This is a genomic window from Arenibacter certesii DSM 19833, assembly GCF_000429545.1.
Lineage (GTDB): Bacteria > Bacteroidota > Bacteroidia > Flavobacteriales > Flavobacteriaceae > Arenibacter > Arenibacter certesii.
Map to the genome: position 1 here is coordinate 1 of NZ_AUCB01000056.1, position 18,018 is coordinate 18,018.

Here is an 18,018-nt window from a genome sequence, read left to right on the forward strand (position 1 = left end):
TAAGCCGTAGTGATAAATCGGATAGCTCCTCCCTTGGGGCAGAAAAGATGCAACTCCAGGTTACAGGAACGGTATCCGATGATCAAGGTCAGCCCCTACCAGGTGCAAGTATCGTTGAAAAAGGAACCACCAATGGGACACAGACCGATTTTGATGGGAATTTCTCGCTAGACCTTACAGGTGCCGATGCTACTTTAGTAGTTTCCTATATTGGATTCTCTACTAAAGAAATTCCGGTGACAGATGGAGCAAACCTTAACATTACACTAGAAGAAAGTGCAGCTGGATTGGATGAGGTTGTTGTGGTAGCTTATGGAACGGTGAAAAAATCAGATATGACAGGCTCCGTATCCTCTATCAAAACTGAGGAAATAAATGCTACTCCTACGGCACGTTTAGATGATGCATTGCGGGGGAGAGTGTCGGGTGTGCAAGTTACCCCAACCTCTTCCCAACCAGGTGCAGCAGCATCAATACGAATTCGCGGAACAAACTCTATTTCAGGAAACAGTTCACCTTTATTTGTAATTGACGGGTTGATTGGTGCCGGTAACTCTTCGGATATAAATGTATTGGATATAGAATCTGTAGAAGTGCTTAAAGATGCATCTGCCACTGCTCTTTATGGTTCTAGGGGGTCGGCAGGTGTAATATTAATCACTACCAAAAGAGGATCAGCAGGGAAAGCAAAATTCACTTATGATACGTTTACAACCTTTCAGTCCCCTTTAAGATTTATCGAAGTACTAAATGCATCTGAATTCGCGGATTGGCAAAATGAAGTACAGGGAACAATGGTATATCCAAATCCAGAATCTTTAGGTGAAGGAACTGATTGGCAAAAAGAGGTTTATAGAAAAGATGCTCCAATGACCAGCCATACTTTATCCGCCTCCGGTGGAAACGAGAACTCGCAATATTTTGTTTCTGCAAATTATTTTAATCAAGAAGGTATATTTCGGGGAGGTAGTTTAGAAAGATACCAGCTTCGTATGAACGGAGATTATAAATTAAACAAAATACTTAAAGTAGGGAATTCTGTAACTCTTTCTCGAAGTACAGGAGTGCCAAGAAGTAGCAACATTATTAATACCGCAGGTTGGTTTCCAACTTTGCCTATTTTCGACGAAAATGGAGAGTATACAATTCAAACTGTTAGTGCAGAGCTTAATCCTGAAAACCCTTTAGGGAATGCTGCTAAAAACATAAATTTAGATACGAGAACTCGATTGTTAGGAACAGTTTATGCAGAATTGGAGCCGATTAAAAATTTGAGATATAAGTTTAATTTTGGCGCTGATCTCTCTTATGATAAAAGTGAAAATTATGCACCATCAACGTTATTTAGTCAAATTAATGATAGAGGAACTGCAACAATTCGCAACTCAGAATATATGAGTGTTCTAATGGAACAAACGTTGACTTATAATAAATCTGTAGGAGATCATGATCTCGATGGACTTTTTGGATATACTCGACAAAGCATTTATAATTCTGGAAGCTCAGTTCAGGTTAAGGGATTTACAACTGATTACTTTGAATATAATAATATAGGAGCAGGGTCAGAAAGATCAGGCGCAAGTTCTTTTAATAATGAATTTGGAGTGGAATCTTATCTCTTCAGACTGAACTACGGGTATAAAGGTAAATATCGACTTACCTTGAATGGCCGGGTGGATGGATCTTCCAATTTTGCAAAAGATAGTAAATGGGGTACTTTTCCTTCAGTGGCTATCGCTTGGAATGTCGGTAGGGAAGAATTTATTAAAAACCTTACGGTATTTGATGATCTTAAGTTTCGGATTAGCTACGGTAGATTGGGGAATCCTGCTTCTGGAGGAACTTCCTTGGCAAGATTAGGTGCTGGATTTACATATCTTTTTGGAAATAGTGGAGATATATCCAAGGGGATTGGATTGAACAGGTTGGGTAATGATAAATTGAAATTTGAAACTACTGATCAATTGGATTTAGGATTGGATTTTGCATTTTTTAAAAATCGACTACAGGTTACTTTGGACTATTACCACAAGGAAACTAATGATCTTTTCACCGATCAAGAAATTTTATGGTTGTCTGGAGTGCCAAATGCTATTATTCCAACTAATTTTGGTACCATTGAAAATCAGGGATTTGAGCTTTTTGTTAATTCGATCAATATTGATAAAAATGATTTTAGATGGGATACTAGTTTCAATATTTCTACAAATAAAAATAAAGTTGTTTCTATTCCTCATGAGAGTGGTGAATTGTTAATTAATCGTTTTGGAGGAGTTATAAATCAACCTTCCGCTGTAATAAAAGAAGGTGAGCCTATAGGTGCATTTTATGGGTATATTCGGAATGGTATTTGGAATACTCAGGCTGAAATAGATGCAGCTGGAGTTACGGGTAGAGGTGTATTTCCAGGAGGTAAGCGATTTGAGGATATTAGTGGTCCCAATGGTGTGCCAGATGGAATAATTGATGATAATGACCAAACGATAATTGGTAGTCCACATCCCGAATTATTTGGGGGGATGAATAATACTATAACCTATAAAGGTTTTGATTTTTCTATGTATTGGTCATTTGTATTAGGTAATGATATTTTTAATGAGACCGATTCAAGAATTAATACGGCTTTTGACAATAATGTAAGTAAAGTTTTTGCGAATCGTTGGACACCTGAGAATACCGATTCGAATGTGCCTTCAGTAAGGGGTGCTTTTCGTTCGGAAATTGTTCCGGAAACTGGAATTATAGAAGATGGATCGTTCTTAAGATTGCGAAATATAAGTTTAGGCTACAACTTTACACCAAAAAATATGTCGATAATTCAAAGAGCTAAATTGTATGTGAGTGGCACCAATTTATTATTGGTCGACAAATATAGTGGTTATGATCCTGAAATTAATCGAGGGAGTGAAAATGCCCGTCGTGGTTATGATCAGGCTCAAGACCCTGCTGTCCGATCATTTACTGTTGGTTTAAGTTTGACATTTTAATATATAAATATAGATGAAAAAGTTAGTTTTTTTTGGAATTCTGGTGGGAATAACATTCTTATCATGCGACGATATTATCACTGAAAAACCAATTGATTTTTTGGTACCTGGGAGCTTCCCTGCTAATGAACAAGATGCATTGGCCGCAACAACTGCGGCGTATACCAGATTACATAGTAATATAATTTCCTTTTATTATGGTTTTACTCCAAGTGACATCGCTTTTCAAGGCCAGCATAATATGAGACCAATATCTTGGTTCTTGGATCTTAATGAAAATAATGGGGATGCCACCGCAATGTGGCAGTCAAATTACCAAGGGATTGCCCTTGCTAATACAGTAATCCAACTTGTGCCAAATGTGACTATGAACAATGAGGGGCTAAAACAAAGGCTTATAGCTGAAGCGCAATTCTTAAGAGCTTTTTATTATTTCGAATTGGTGCGGGTGTATGGGGAAGTTCCTATTCTTACCGAAGTGGTTAATGATACTGACTTATTGAAAGGTATTAACAGAAATACTGTGGAGGAAGTATATGCATTAATTGAGCAAGACTTAAATGAGGCAATTGTTAATCTCCCTGATGAGTATACGGCAGAAGAAAAAGGAAGGGCAACCAAATGGGCTGCCACAGCATTGCTGTCAAAAGTTTACCTAACCCAGAATAAATGGCTGGAGGCAAATAATACTGCACAGGAGGTTATTAATTCTGGAATGTTTGGATTAGTAGCTGATTATAACAGTCTATGGAGCCAAAATGCAGAGTACGTTTTAATGCCTGATAAGGATGGTGTTTTAGTAAATGAAAATGTATTTGATATACAATTTAAACAAGATGAGCGCAACGACTTTAAACAGAGTTGGACTGGGTCTAGGGATGTGGAGATAGTAGGTGCTACCAATGCTGTTGGCGGAGGCTGGGAGAACATGTTGCCCACCACAGATTATCTGAGTATGTTTGAAACTGGCGATCTAAGAAAAGATATTAGTTATGTTACCCAATTAAATGGTAATATTCTTGAATCTCCGAGAACACCAGGTGCAGGTCCTATAACCGGGAAATATCTAAATATTGATGGAGATTCTCCGAAGTCAAATAATGGAAGCCAAAATACCTATGTAATACGATATTCGGACGTATTGTTAATGCGCGCTGAGGCTGAAAATGAATTGAATGGACCTACTAATGCCTACTCTTTTATAAATCTAGTTCGTGAAAGAGCAGGTCTACCACCTTTAAGTGGTCTAGATCAGACATCATTTCGCGAAGCTCTTAGAAAAGAACGGGCAACAGAACTCGGCTTTGAAGGTCATCGGAAATTTGATTTATTAAGATGGGGTGTTTTCGTAGAAACTATTCGAAATGTGAAAGATTCCCATATGGAAATACCTGCAGCCAATATTCAGAATCATCATGTTTTGATGCCAGTACCTGCTCGGGAACGTGAAATTTCGGAAGGCAGTATAAGTCAAAATCCGGGCTATTAATTTTATGAATATTTTAATTTATCTGATGAAAGACTTTGATTATTATCATAGTTTTTCATCGGATTTATTATAAAATTAGTTTCACTAAGAATGATTAGTCGTTAATCATTTAATCAATTGGGAGACTGCCTATTTAATCCTAGACAACCCCTTGCTAAGATTAGAATTATGATTTTCAAAAGTTCGCTTATGTTATCGGAAATAATAGGATCATATTAGTCGGTTGTGTCTAAGGATTACACAAGACTATAGAATAAAATCGAAACTAATAGTAAAATATTAAATATGAAGAAAATTAGACTTATAATTATCGTAATATTTATACCCATATTCTACGCATGTGAGAATCAAAAAAAAGTTAAAGATATAGTTAAAAAAAGACCAAACGTTGTTTTTATACTAGTAGATGATTTGGGTTTAAATGATTTGGGAGTGACAGGTAGCACCTATTATGAAACCCCAAATGTTGATCGATTAGCAGAAGAAGGTGTTATATTTACCCAAGGCTATGCAGCTAGCAGGGTATGCAGCCCTTCCAGAGCTAGTATAATGACCGGGAAGTTTACAGCCCGCCATGGAATTACCGATTGGATAGGGGCTGCTTCGGGCACTGAATGGAGGAAACATAATAGGCATGATAAATTACTGCCGGCAGAATATGTCCATAATTTACCAAAAAGTGACATTACCATCGCTGAGGCAATGAGAGATGCTGGATACAAAACTTTTTTTGCAGGTAAATGGCATTTGGGAGGGGAAGGATCTAATCCTGAGGACCATGGTTTTGAGATAAATAAAGGAGGTTGGGACAAAGGAAGTCCAATGGGAGGATATTTCTCACCTTGGGACAACCCCAGTTTGCCCAACGAGAAAAAAGGGGAGAATCTTACTATGCGATTGGGCAATGAAACTGCAAATTTTATTATGCAGCATAAAGATTCGACTTTTTTTGCCTTTCTTTCATTTTATGCGGTTCATGGTCCCATTCAGACAACAGAAGAAAAGTGGCAGAAATATAGGGATAAGGCGGAAGCTCAAGGCATTTTGGAAAATGGGTATAAAATGGAACGAGTCTTACCTATTAGACAGGTACAGGACAATCCTATCTACGCAGGTCTGGTTGAAAGTATGGACGATGCTGTAGGTGTAGTATTGAAAGCCATAAAAGATTCAGGTCTTGAAGAGAATACGATAGTGGTCTTTACGTCAGATAATGGCGGAGTGGCATCTGGCGATGCGTTTTCAACATCAAACTTACCCCTGCGCGGAGGAAAGGGGTATCAATGGGAGGGTGGTATCCGTGAGCCTTATTTTATTAAAGTGCCTTGGCTAAATAATGGCGGGTCACGAAGTGATTTTCCAGTTACAGGAACTGATTTCTTTCCAACGCTTCTGGATTTAGCCACTGTAGATTTATTGCCTGAACAGCATTTGGATGGTATTAGTCTCAGACCTATTTTGGAAGGCAAACAAATGGATATTGATAGACCGTTATTTTGGCACTATCCCCATTACGGAAACCAGGGTGGTAATCCCTCCTCAATCATTCGTGAAAAGAATTGGAAACTTATCCATTATTGGGAAGATGGAAGTGAAGAGCTCTATGACCTTGATTCTGATCAAAGTGAACAATTCGATGTTAGTGCTTCAAATCCTGAAATCACTAAGGAACTTAGTAATAAGTTATTGAGCTGGCTTGAGGAGGTAGGAGCTAATTTGCCAGTAAAGGACCTAGAATACGATTCTAAACTAGCAGAGAAAAGGCACAACAAAACTATTAACGAAAAATGGCCAGAGCTTGAAGAGGAGCGAATTAAGTTTTTGTCTAAAGATTTTAAACCTAATGAAGATTGGTGGGGAAGTAGGTTGACTGAAGATTAAATATTATCTTAAATTCTAGGATTAAATTCACTAATTTTTAATCAAAAAAATTATGTTATCAAAAGAAAAATGTAAGCGAACAAAAAGATATTCTTATCAAGGTACCCTTGTCTTCCCGATTTCCAAATCGGTATTAAGTAAATTTTGTTTATTTTTCATAGTATGCTTTTTAGTAAATTGTAAGGATGTTGATAAAAAAATAGATACAACAAACGAGAGTGTGGATAATAAAAAGAACGTAGTCTTCATATTGGTAGATGACCTAGGATGGAATGATTTGGGGTTCTATGGCAGTACGTTTTATGAGACTCCAAACCTCGATCGACTTGCAGAACAAGGCAATGTTTTTACTAATGCCTATACACCTAATCCTGTGTGTTCTCCTACACGAGCGGCAATATTAACAGGTAAATACCCCACACGAATAGGAATCACAGACTGGATACCAGGAAGAGATCCACAAGACAGGGCTCTTTTAGGTCCAAAAATATTGAATCATTTACCTCTAGAAGAAGTTACTATTGCTGAAACTCTGAAGGAAGCAGATTATAAGACATTTTTTGCAGGCAAGTGGCATCTGGGCGATACTGGATTTTTCCCTGAAGATCAAGGCTTCGACATTAACAAGGGAGGGCATCATAAAGGGCAACCTCCTGGAGGTTATTACTCTCCCTATAACAATCCTAAATTGACCGACGGCCCTGATGGGGAATACCTGACTGATAGACTTACCGATGAATCTATTAGCTTTTTGGAAGAAAACAAGGAGAAACCCTTTTTGTTGTATTTGTCCTATTATACAGTACATACCCCTATTCAGGCCTCCAAAAAGCATATAGCGAAATTTCGAGCCAAGCAAAAAATGTTGAAAGATACAATGCCTAAATTTGAAAATGAAGGTGCTGCCAAAACGGTAATCAATCAATATAATCCTGAGTATGCTTCGATGGTTTATGCACTGGACGAGAATGTCGGTAGACTTTTAGATAAATTGGAAACTCTCAATCTTATGGATAATACTTTAATAGTTTTTACTTCGGATAATGGGGGGTTGTCTACTCTAGAGGGCAAAATGAACAATAGAGATGCCCCAACCAGTGTAAGACCATTGAGAGGAGGTAAAGGTTGGGCCTATGAGGGAGGTATACGGGTACCTCTAATCATTAAAGAGCCTGGTAAGAATCAACATCGAACTATACATACTCCTGTAATAAGTATGGATCTTTTTCCTTCAATATTGGACGTACTAGATTTGCCTCAAAGGCCTGATCTTCATAAGGATGGATTGAGTCTTAGATCATTAATGAATAACCAACAGACTGAACTCAATAGAGTTTTATTTTGGGATTACCCCCATTACCATGGCAGTGGCTGGACACCAGGACAAGCTTTGAGAAAAGGAGATTGGAAACTTATCTATTTTTACGAATCGGATACGTATGAGTTATATAACTTAAAATCGGATATTTCCGAAAGAAATAATTTGTCCACTGAAAATCCTGAAAAATTGAAAGAATTAAAGAAAGAGCTTAAAACTATTAATGACGATTTAAAAACTAAAAAACCAACAATTAATATTTAACGTTTTTTGAGTAAGAAAGTAAAGTATAAAAATAACGTGGTTAATCTTCTGGGATGAACAGGTTTTTATCTTGTTATACGATTAATGTAAAATAAAAGTAGGAATATCGGATAATCAGGTGGTCTTTGATCAAGGTCTAATATCAACACGTATTATTACGGAGTTTTGGGATGCACTGTTCATTTTGAGCTGATTGTATGTGTGGGCTGGGTAATGGTCTAATAAATTGAGAGGTTATCTCCTGGCCCCAATGAAAGTGGTTTAGATATATCCTATATTCTTGCGACTTCTCAAGATAGGGTTCCAACAGTGTTTAATAATGATGGCTATGTAGACGGATTGGAAACTATTATTCTAGCCTTTCAATAGATGTAAGCTATTTAGATTATATTGATGATTATCTCCAAAAAATTATTGGATTGGGTTAAAGAAACAACTGACAATAAATTTTCAAGAAATTTAATATAACTAAGTAATAGTTCTTAAAGCGAATTATTCGAAAAACCTTACTAAGAAAACTAAATTCTAATAAATGATGAATTTTCAAATTGATACTATTTTTTTAAAAAAATATTCAATTTTGCTCTGCTTCCTATTTAATTTCGTGGCAATGGGTTGTAAAAACAAGAATGAAGAAAAATTAAATACTTCAAGCGCATATGAAAGGGAAGTGCGAAAACCTAATATAGTCTTTATATACACTGATGATCTTGGTTTTGGTGATATCAGTAGCTATGGTGGCACGGGAGTAGGAACCCCTGCTATAGATGGGTTGGCAGAAGAAGGTATAGCATTTCATAATGCCTATGCCACAGCTGCTACCTGCACACCTTCTAGGTACTCTTTGTTAACGGGTAATTATGCCTGGAGAAGAGAAGGGGCGAGCGTCGCTAAAGGCGATCAAGGGCTTTTAATTGATACTTCTAGTACAACCTTACCCGCTGTTTTAAGAATAGCAGGATATAGAACAGGTATTGTAGGAAAATGGCATTTAGGGTTGGGAGGAGAAGATGGTCCTGATTGGAATGGAAAAATAGCTCCAGGACCACTGGAAATAGGTTTTGATTATTCATACCTCATTCCTGCAACGGGCGATAGGGTGCCCTGTGTTTTCGTTGAGAACCATCATATTGTCAATTTGGATCCAAATGATCCTGTTCAAATAAATTATCAAGAGAAAATAGGCGATTGGCCTACTGGAAAGGAGACCCCAGAATTATTGACATTAAAACCCTCTCAAGGCCATAACAATACCATTGTTAACGGTATCAGTAGAATAGGCTATATGGTAGGTGGAAAAGCTGCACTGTGGGACGATGAGACCGTCCCTATGGAACTAGTGGATAAATCTCAGAAATTTATAAAATCTACTAGCGGACAGCCTTTTTTTTTATTACTTTCTACTCATGATATTCATGTACCTCGAGTGGCTAATAAAATGTTCCAAGGAAAAAGTGGTATGGGGCCAAGAGGAGACGTTATCTTACAATTAGACTGGACGGTAGAGCAAATCATGGAAACCCTTAAAAGTCAAAACTTATTAGATAATACCATAGTTGTATTTTCCAGTGATAATGGTCCTGTATTGGACGATGGATACGAGGATCAAGCACGGGAACTTATTGGCGATCATAAACCTACAGGTGGAATGCGTGGTGGCAAATACAGCGCTTACGATGGGGGTACTAAAGTTCCTTTGATTATTCGTTGGCCTAATGGAAAAGCCAAGGGAACAGTTTCCAATGCTTTGTTCAGTCAAGTAGATTTTTTGCGTTCTTTTGCTCACTTAACGCGTGTAGAAAAAGTGCCAGATGATGTGATTGACAGTCAAAACAGATTAGATGTTTTATTAGGCGATGATGAGGTTGGGAGAACTTCTCTTGTTCAAGAAAGTTACCTGGGGCCTTTGTCTTATGTTGAAAACTCATGGAAATATATAGAGCCATTAGATGGTCCTACCCTGGTACCTTGGGGTCCAATAATAGAAACAGGTTTCCAAAAGCAACCACAACTCTATAATCTAAAAGAAGACCCTGAAGAACAGAAAAATCTTGCCGAGCAATTCCCTGAAAAAGTAAAAGACCTTCGAGGGAAGTTAACAAATTTAAAGAAAGATGGATTCACAAATAAGCATGAAGTGAATTTGAATTAAAAATTGTTAAAATGATCTTTATACCTAGGGAAGCTCATGAATTGTTTTTTGGGACAATTTATAAGACTGTTCAATGTAAATAGAATCTTTAATTCATCGATGCTCAAGGTTTAAAATTAAGAAAACATAATGGGAAAATTATAAGTTTATTTTTTAGAGTCTCTATATCAAATAATGTCTAAGAAAGTAGACCTACATACCAGAGATGGTATGTTACTAATAAAAATTTTAGTGAAGTTCTAGATTAAGTATTACCTTTTCCAGAATCGGAGGTTAACGTAAATCCTAAATTGGGAAATTAAATATTTGATGTAAATAATTAAAAAGTAGAGGTTTTATCCAGTTAATAGGGTTGGCATTTTCATTAATAGCCACCCCCTTTTTTTAATATTTTTTCCCAATACGGTGAAAGGATTAATGCATGAATAATTGAAATAAAGGATACATTTTTAACTTGTTATGAAAACCAAAAGGATAGAGTCTGGATATTAAATTTTAATTGGAGTATTTCTATCGAGGATTATAAAACTAAGATTTTAGGTTAATATTATCCTATCATTATACAAGAGAAATAAAATGATTGTTGATTGTGCAGTAGGATTGTCTAGAGATTTTGGGAATGCTTTTAATTTCATATGCTAACCATGTTTTGAAGTGAAAATTAAGAATAAAAGAATGACAAATGAGAATTATTAAAATGAACTTATTCCAAACAGTATTGGTTGTCCTGCTTTTAGCGGGATGTAAATCAAAGGAGGAAAAGGTAGCAACTACCAATGAAAATACTAATAAACCCAACATCATTTTTATTTATATGGACGATCTTGGGTATGGTGATATGAGTGCTTACGGAGCAACGGAGATTAGCACTCCAAATATGGATGCTTTGGCGGAAGGTGGAATGCAGTTTACTAATGGTTATGCTACGTCAGCAACTTGTACACCCAGTAGATATGCTTTATTAACAGGTAGGTATCCATGGCGTAATAAAGATGCTAAAATATTACCGGGAACAGCGCCCTTAATCATAGATACCTCACAATTGACAGTGCCTAAAATGTTGCAAACAGAAGGCTATACTACAGGAATTGTGGGTAAATGGCATTTGGGCCTTGGTAGTGGAAATGTAAATTGGAATGAAAGGGTGTCCCCTGGCCCAAATGAAGTGGGTTTTGATTATTCTTATATTTTAGCAGCTACTCAAGATAGGGTGCCAACGGTATATATTGCAGATGGTTATGTAGACGGATTGGATCCTAATGACCCGATAGAAGTAAGTTATGATAAAAATTTTGAAGGTGAACCAACAGGTTTAGATAATCCTGAACTAACTACTATGAAATGGCATCACGGCCATAATAATAGTATAGTAAATGGTGTGCCAAGAATTGGATTTATGAAAGGTGGAGAAGCTGCCAAATGGAGCGATGTGGATATGGCCGATCATTTTTTAGCGAAAGCTCAACAGTATGTAAAAAAACATAAGAACCAACCTTTCTTTCTATATTATGCTCTACAACAACCACATGTGCCAAGGACACCTCACCCAAGATTTGCAGGGAAATCAGGTATGGGACCCAGGGGTGATGTTATTTTAGAAGCCGATTGGATGATAGGTGAGTTTATGAAAACGTTGAAAGATGAAGGAATTCTAGAGAATACCCTAATTGTATTTTCTAGTGATAATGGACCGGTTATCAATGATGGATATTATGACGATGCTGTAGAAAAACTAGGGAACCATACTCCTTCTGGTCCTTTCCGTGGAGGTAAATATAGTTTATTTGAGGCAGGCACTCGTATCCCTTTTATTACCTATTGGAAAGGAATGATAGAACCAGGGAAATCTGATGCTTTGGTATGTCAGGTAGACTTGCTCACCTCCATGGCAGCCTTAGTCGGAAGTAATTCAAAAGGAGAGGATAGTGAGAATCTTTTAAATGACTTCCTAGGTAAGACAAAAAAGGGAAGAGAATCATTGGTGTTGGAAGCTACTTCAAGAACAGCTTTTAGAAAAGGAAACTGGGCCATGATACCACCATACAATGGTCCAGAAATAAACAAAAGTGTAAATATAGAGTTGGGTAATTCGGAGGAATATCAATTATATAATCTGGAAAATGATCCTGGTCAACTACAAAACTTAGCTAAATCCAATCCTGAAAAGCTTCAAGAGATGGTTGAAGATTATATAGCTATTAGAGGTAATGAAGGAAACCTGATAGAAGCATTGGAATTAAAATAAAAAACGGATTTACATACTTATATATAATCTATTAATTATAAAATGGATAGAAGAAAAACTATTAAAACAATTGTTTTAGGCTCGTTTTTACCTTTTATATCGGAATCAGCTTTTGCTCATACCTTTCTTACTTCAAAGAAAAAACATACCAAGTTGGACTTTCAAAGTAACTGGGGGAATTGGCCGGATATGAAATGGGTGGGGCCTGAATATTGGGGAAACAGGCTGCAAGATTGGATTTTAGAAGATGGAAGAGCAGTTTGCAATATATCTGATACCAATAGAACGCTACATCTTTTAAATGTTCAGAAATCAAATGATCGGAATGCTTTTAAGGCTGCTGTTACCATATCTATTTTAAATAAAGAATTAAATAATGCAGATGAGGCCTTGTTTGGAATGCGATTAGGTGCTAAAGGACCATTTGAAGATTATCGTTCCGCTGCAGTTTTTGGTAAAGGCTTAGATGTTGGAATAGATCCCTTGGGGAATTTAATCATTGGTGAAAAAGTAATAGAGACCTCTATTAAAGAGTTGCCCAAATCGGTACGTTTAGAGATAGATGCACGCCCCATCCAATCCAATTATCAATTAGTCGTAACCATTAAGAACACGCTTAACGGAAAACTTTTATATCCTTTAATAGAAATTAGCATTCCAGCAGAAGAACTTTCTGGTAATTTTGCTCTACTCTCTCATGTGAATAATAAGTACAAGTCGACTAACAAATCCTCCGTTGCTTTTTCCGATTGGCATATTGGTTCTAATAATATAGAGCAAATAGAAAATAATCTATTTGGACCTATTTGTTTTGCACAATATACTTTACATCAACATAAATTAAAAATTACCGCACAGTTAAGTCCAATAGAAAAAATTAAGGGGCATAAGGTAGCCTTTCAAATTCAAGATAACGGGAGTTGGAAAACCTTGGGAACAACTTCGGTGGTACATCCAGGAAGAGCTGTTAATTTTAGTATTGATCAATGGAATAATACCCAGGAAACTCCTTATAGAATTTTCCTTGAGATTCCGTTGAAAAACGAAATTCACCAGTATTTTTACAATGGAACGATTGCAAAAGAGCCTACCGATCTTGATGAAATTAAAACAGCCGTGTTCAGTTGCAATGCCCAACATGGTTTTCCTGATAATGATATTCATGAAAATGTATCTAAATTAAACCCTGATATTATTTTATTTTTAGGTGATCAATTTTATGAAAGTACTGGTGGATTTGGGGCCGACTATGGAGGAGAATTTGACAAGACATGTTTAGATTACCTCCGAAAGTGGATGATGTTCGGTTGGAGCTATCGGGAATTGTTTAGACATAAGCCCTGCGCTATAATACCTGATGACCATGATGTTTATCACGGTAACGTTTGGGGAGAAGGTGGAAAAGCAGCAGACGTAAGTAATAATTTTGGAGCAGATGCACAGGATTCAGGCGGATATAAAATGGCCGCAGATTGGATAAATATGGTCCAGTTTACTCAAACAAGTCACTTGCCGGATCCTTATGATCCAACGCCTGTAAAACAAGGAATTGGTGTTTATTACACCCAATGGAAATATGCTGGCCTAAGTTTTGCCATTCTAGAGGACCGTAAATTTAAATCGGCTCCTAAAAGAGTTTTGCCTAAGGAGGCAAAAGTATGGAATGGCTTTATTACTAATCCCGATTTCGATATTAAGAAATACAAGACCCTGGAAGCAGATCTATTAGGAGAGAGACAACACAAGTTCCTAGATGATTGGGCTCAAGACTGGAACAATGGTGCTGAAATGAAAGTGGTGTTGTCACAGACTAATTTTGCTACGGTTGCTACGCTTCCCAAAGGGACTAGAACTGATGAGGTGGTTCCATCCCTTAAGATTCCTAAGAAAGGGGAGTATGTTATTGGAGATTGGCCTACAGTCGACATGGATTCCAATGGGTGGCCCTCAAACCAAAGGGATAGAGCGGTGAAACAGATACGTAAATGTTTTGCTTTTCACATTGCTGGAGATCAGCATCTAGGAAGTTTTATTCGATATGGAATCGATGATCATGGGGATAGTGGTTATGCTTTTGCCGGTCCCGCATTAAATAATATATGGCCTAGGAGGTTTTGGCCATCTAAGGTGGAGACTACAAATCATAGCTATGAAAACCCAGCCTATGTTGGAGACCATATTGATGGTTTTGGTAATAAAATGACTGTATTGGCGGTAGCTAATCCCTACCAAACCGGATTAAAACCTAAAATCATACATGACAGGGCTACTGGATATGGTCTAGTAACGTTTAATAAGAAAGAAAGAACCATTAAAACGGAATGTTGGTCCAGGTTTGTGGACCCAACACATGGTGAAAAGGTTCAGAATATAGGATGGCCTATTACAATTAAGCAAGAAGATAATTATGGACGAAAAGCAGTGGCATGGTTACCAGAGATTAAGATAGAGGGGCACCATAAACCTGTGATTAAAATATTTGAGGAAAAAGGTGATCTAGTCTATGCAATGCGAATGGCCAATAATTCATTTAGGCCAAAGGTATTTTATAAAGGGAATTACAAGGTTATAATTGAGGTGCCAGAAATCGGTTTTGAAAAATCATTAATAAATGTGAAGGCAAAAACCGACAACAATAAATCTATTCAAATCAATTTAAATGAGAGGTGAGTTTGGAATTATTTTATTAAGTATCTCTTTAAGTCTAGTTTGAATAAAGAGATGTTTTTCTTACTAATCTAATAACCAAATCGCAAGTATTATTTACTTCATTTAGTTTGATTGAAAATTCTTCTTTTTCTTATGGGTAAATGTATGGAACTCATTAATAAATTCTCCTTTGGAACTTGTGAACCATTTGTGCAGTATATGGTTGAAAAAGTGGATGTATTGTAAGTATTTGAATGGAGTCTCTTGGACATTTACAGTCATTTACTTATACTGAGTTTGTGAGATTAATTTTGTAGTGGATCTAAATTTAAATATTTTCATTAAAAAAATTAGAATTGCTATCGAGATTGCTTATTTAGGATCACTAAACTTCACATATAATGGTACTCGAAACAACTATGAAACCCGGATTCGAATTGCGGATCGGAAAGCAATTAAAGAGTTGAACGCTGAATTTGATGCGTTATTCTATAATGAAAATTACTTGGAAAAGGAGCTGAGCGAATGGGGGAGGGAGTTGTATGTGGAGCCGGTGAAATTAAGGGGGTACTATATATAGAGAGTAAAGTTTTTATAATTAGAAAATGTTCATAGAAGATAAATATATTTTAAGATTCAAACCGAGTTTAGCTTTTTGGAGTCATAGCTATAAATGCATATAGTACCATCTTGTATCGCTCACCCAAATTATTTCTTAATACTCCAAAAGCCTTTGTGATTTGAGCTTCCACTGCTTTTACAGATATACTTAGATGCAGTGATATTTCTTTATTGGTGAGACCTTCTTTTTTGCTGAGAATGAAAATCTCCCTGCATTTTGGGGGTAGCTTGTCAATTTCAGCGTTCATGATCTTGATCATTCGCGATAAATCATTCTCATTGGTTTCCTCTACCACCTCCGTTAGGGCCTCTACATATTTGTTTTGTAAAATCATGTTGGCTTTATGCTGCTGATAGTGATTTACAAAGGCGTTGTAAACGGATTTATACAGAAAGCTCTGAAGAGATAAATCTGGATTCAAGGTTTTTCGAGACCTCCAAGTGTTTAAGAATACATTTTGAACAATATCCTTTGCGGAATCCGCATCCCCAGATAATGTTAGTGCATAGGCATAGAGTCTTCTCTGGTAAGTGTCCAACAACGTCATATATGCTTTTTCGTTTCCATGAATAAGCTGCTCCGTTAAATCTTCATTGTTTAATACTCTCATGTAGGTATGGTTATTTAGCAAGTAAAACTATAAATATTTATGGGGAATAAAAAATAATCATAAAAAAGGTAGGGTACTGCAAATTTGCTCTGTATTACTATAAAGAACAACACAAAATGATTTCTCAAGAAGTAGAACATCTTATTATAAAATTCCTTTCTAAATCGGCAACCGCTGAGGAGTTGGATAGGTTGAATACCTGGATTCAGGATTTGAATAATGAGGATGTTTTTAAAGAATATGTAAAAACTCACTTTGCATCTGCCTTGGCTATGAACAACCCCGATTTAAAAGAGGTTAGATCAACTTTGCTGAAAGAGATAAGAAGTGAAACCCATAAAAAGAGGAGAAGGTTTAAGTCCGTTTTCAAGGTTGCTGCGATGGCTATCGTATTCGTTGGGCTAGGATATTTAATACAGAACGAATGGACTGGGTCAGATACTAAAGAAAATATAGCTCCCAAAATAGATGCAATTACTTTACAACTCGGAAACGGAGATATAAAGGTTATCTCGGAGGAGGGATCGGTAGAGGTGCTAAGCGAAGAAGGTGAGCTAATAGGCGTTCAAAAGGGTCAGAAATTAGTATATCAAGAACAAGGGGCCCAAGAGAAGGTGCGCTATAATACCCTAAGGGTTCCCAAGGGGAAACAGTTTAATGTTGAATTGTCAGACGGCACAGTAGTATACTTAAATGCAGAGAGTTCCCTGAAATATCCTACCACATTTTTAGCTGGAGAAGAGCGGAAGGTCTTTTTAACCGGAGAGGCGTTTATGGAGGTGGCTCATGATGCCAATACTCCTTTTGTGGTTAATTCGGGGCAGTTAGATGTAAAGGTCTATGGCACCAGTTTTAATATTGCCAACTACCCAGAGGACGAGTCAACCGAAGTAGTTCTTGTTGAAGGTTCGGTGAGTCTAAGAGGTGCATCCAATTCCCAGGACGTAAAAGAGGAGGTGTTTTTAGAGCCAGGTTTTAAAGGAAGTTTTGATAAGGAGGTAGGCTCGGTTGTAAAGGGAAAAGTAAACACCTCCCTATACACCTCATGGAAAAGTGGAAATTTAGTATTCAGGGACCTTTCCTTTGATAAGATCATACAAAAGCTAGAGCGAAGTTATAATGTGGTAATCATCAATAACAATAAAGCTTTGGCCAAGGAGACTTTTAATGCCACTATTGAAACACAACATGAAACCATTGAGCAAGTTCTCAATTATTTTAATAAAGTGTATGAGATAGATTATATAATCGTTGAAAATAAAATAGTAATAAAATAATGATAAGGCCTATGACATAAACTATTTAAAATAAACCGAAGCACATATTGCTATATGTGTAAGTATACGATATCATGGAAATAAATCGGAAAATGCTGGAGCATTACCCGTATTGAAAACCTGATTAAATTAATTATAACCACTAACAAATACCTAAAGTTATGCAAAAACCACCAATATCAAGGGGGAATTTCCCTTGGTGCTTAAATTTTAAATTAAAAATGAGGTTGTCACTTCTACTTTTAATGACTGTATCCTTTGTAATGCAGGCAAATTCGACCTATTCACAGCAAACCAAGATATCCTTAGATATGGAGACTGCCACAATAGAGGATGTGATAGATGATATTGAATCGAAGACCGAATTTAAATTCATCTTTAATACCAAGACGGTCGATTTAAACAAACGAGTTAAAATAAATGTAAAACAAGCGTCTGTAGAAGAGGTTCTGAAGTTGCTATTTAAAGGGATGAATGTTTCCTACGAAGTAGATGATAGGAAAATTCTCTTGAAAAAACGGCCA

11 protein-coding genes are annotated in these 18,018 nt (G+C 36.7%); 10 read left to right on the forward strand and 1 reads right to left on the reverse strand.

The window, feature by feature from the left end; all coding sequences use genetic code 11:
- The 8 genes from G466_RS22625 to G466_RS0118280 all read left to right on the forward strand — a co-directional run.
- On the forward strand, positions 1–2,987 hold a 2,987-nt coding region (locus G466_RS22625), incomplete at its 5' end, for a SusC/RagA family TonB-linked outer membrane protein (protein ID WP_051315761.1).
- A gap of 13 nt (positions 2,988–3,000) precedes the next feature.
- Positions 3,001–4,476, forward strand: a complete 1,476-nt coding sequence (locus G466_RS0118250; RefSeq protein ID WP_026814919.1) for a RagB/SusD family nutrient uptake outer membrane protein — start codon at positions 3,001–3,003, stop codon at positions 4,474–4,476.
- Between the two features lie 285 nt (positions 4,477–4,761).
- Complete coding sequence (locus G466_RS0118255; RefSeq protein WP_034236140.1) at positions 4,762–6,357, forward strand: sulfatase; 1,596 nt, start codon at positions 4,762–4,764, stop codon at positions 6,355–6,357.
- Between the two features lie 220 nt (positions 6,358–6,577).
- On the forward strand, positions 6,578–7,939 hold the full coding sequence (locus G466_RS22630) for a sulfatase (RefSeq protein ID WP_205622059.1): 1,362 nt from the start codon (positions 6,578–6,580) through the stop codon (positions 7,937–7,939).
- A 610-nt stretch (positions 7,940–8,549) separates the two neighbouring features.
- On the forward strand, positions 8,550–10,091 hold the full coding sequence (locus tag G466_RS22635) for a sulfatase family protein (RefSeq protein WP_051315762.1): 1,542 nt from the start codon (positions 8,550–8,552) through the stop codon (positions 10,089–10,091).
- Between the two features lie 682 nt (positions 10,092–10,773).
- Complete coding sequence (locus G466_RS0118270; protein WP_026814921.1) at positions 10,774–12,336, forward strand: sulfatase family protein; 1,563 nt, start codon at positions 10,774–10,776, stop codon at positions 12,334–12,336.
- A gap of 42 nt (positions 12,337–12,378) precedes the next feature.
- A complete protein-coding gene (locus tag G466_RS0118275) occupies positions 12,379–15,006 on the forward strand; it encodes an alkaline phosphatase D family protein (protein ID WP_026814922.1) in 2,628 nt (875 codons plus the stop codon).
- A gap of 295 nt (positions 15,007–15,301) precedes the next feature.
- Positions 15,302–15,565 carry a phospholipase D-like domain-containing protein gene (locus G466_RS0118280; protein WP_034236141.1) on the forward strand — a complete coding sequence of 88 codons (264 nt, stop codon included), beginning with the start codon at positions 15,302–15,304 and terminating at the stop codon, positions 15,563–15,565.
- A gap of 67 nt (positions 15,566–15,632) precedes the next feature.
- Here G466_RS0118280 and G466_RS0118285 read toward each other — a convergent pair whose 3' ends face one another.
- Positions 15,633–16,217, reverse strand: a complete 585-nt coding sequence (locus G466_RS0118285; RefSeq protein ID WP_026814924.1) for an RNA polymerase sigma factor — start codon at positions 16,215–16,217, stop codon at positions 15,633–15,635.
- 116 nt (positions 16,218–16,333) lie between these two features.
- On the opposite strand from G466_RS0118285, the gene G466_RS0118290 reads away from it, so the two are divergent.
- Together G466_RS0118290 and G466_RS0118295 are read left to right on the forward strand one after the other, a co-directional pair.
- Positions 16,334–17,494, forward strand: a complete 1,161-nt coding sequence (locus G466_RS0118290; RefSeq protein WP_026814925.1) for a FecR family protein — start codon at positions 16,334–16,336, stop codon at positions 17,492–17,494.
- 221 nt (positions 17,495–17,715) lie between these two features.
- A partial coding sequence (locus tag G466_RS0118295) for an STN domain-containing protein (protein WP_026814926.1) occupies positions 17,716–18,018 on the forward strand: 303 nt, incomplete at its 3' end.

Excerpts from the sequence above, each read along its gene's own strand:
- G466_RS0118250 (WP_026814919.1), top strand. The coding sequence starts at position 3,001 with ATGAAAAAGTTAGTTTTTTTTGGAATTCTGGTGGGAATAACATTCTTA.
- G466_RS0118255 (WP_034236140.1), top strand. The coding sequence starts at position 4,762 with ATGAAGAAAATTAGACTTATAATTATCGTAATATTTATACCCATATTC.
- G466_RS22635 (WP_051315762.1), top strand. The coding sequence starts at position 8,550 with ATGGGTTGTAAAAACAAGAATGAAGAAAAATTAAATACTTCAAGCGCA.
- G466_RS0118270 (WP_026814921.1), top strand. The coding sequence starts at position 10,774 with ATGAGAATTATTAAAATGAACTTATTCCAAACAGTATTGGTTGTCCTG.
- G466_RS0118275 (WP_026814922.1), top strand. The coding sequence starts at position 12,379 with ATGGATAGAAGAAAAACTATTAAAACAATTGTTTTAGGCTCGTTTTTA.
- G466_RS0118285 (WP_026814924.1), bottom strand. The coding sequence starts at position 16,217 with ATGAGAGTATTAAACAATGAAGATTTAACGGAGCAGCTTATTCATGGA.
- G466_RS0118290 (WP_026814925.1), top strand. The coding sequence starts at position 16,334 with ATGATTTCTCAAGAAGTAGAACATCTTATTATAAAATTCCTTTCTAAA.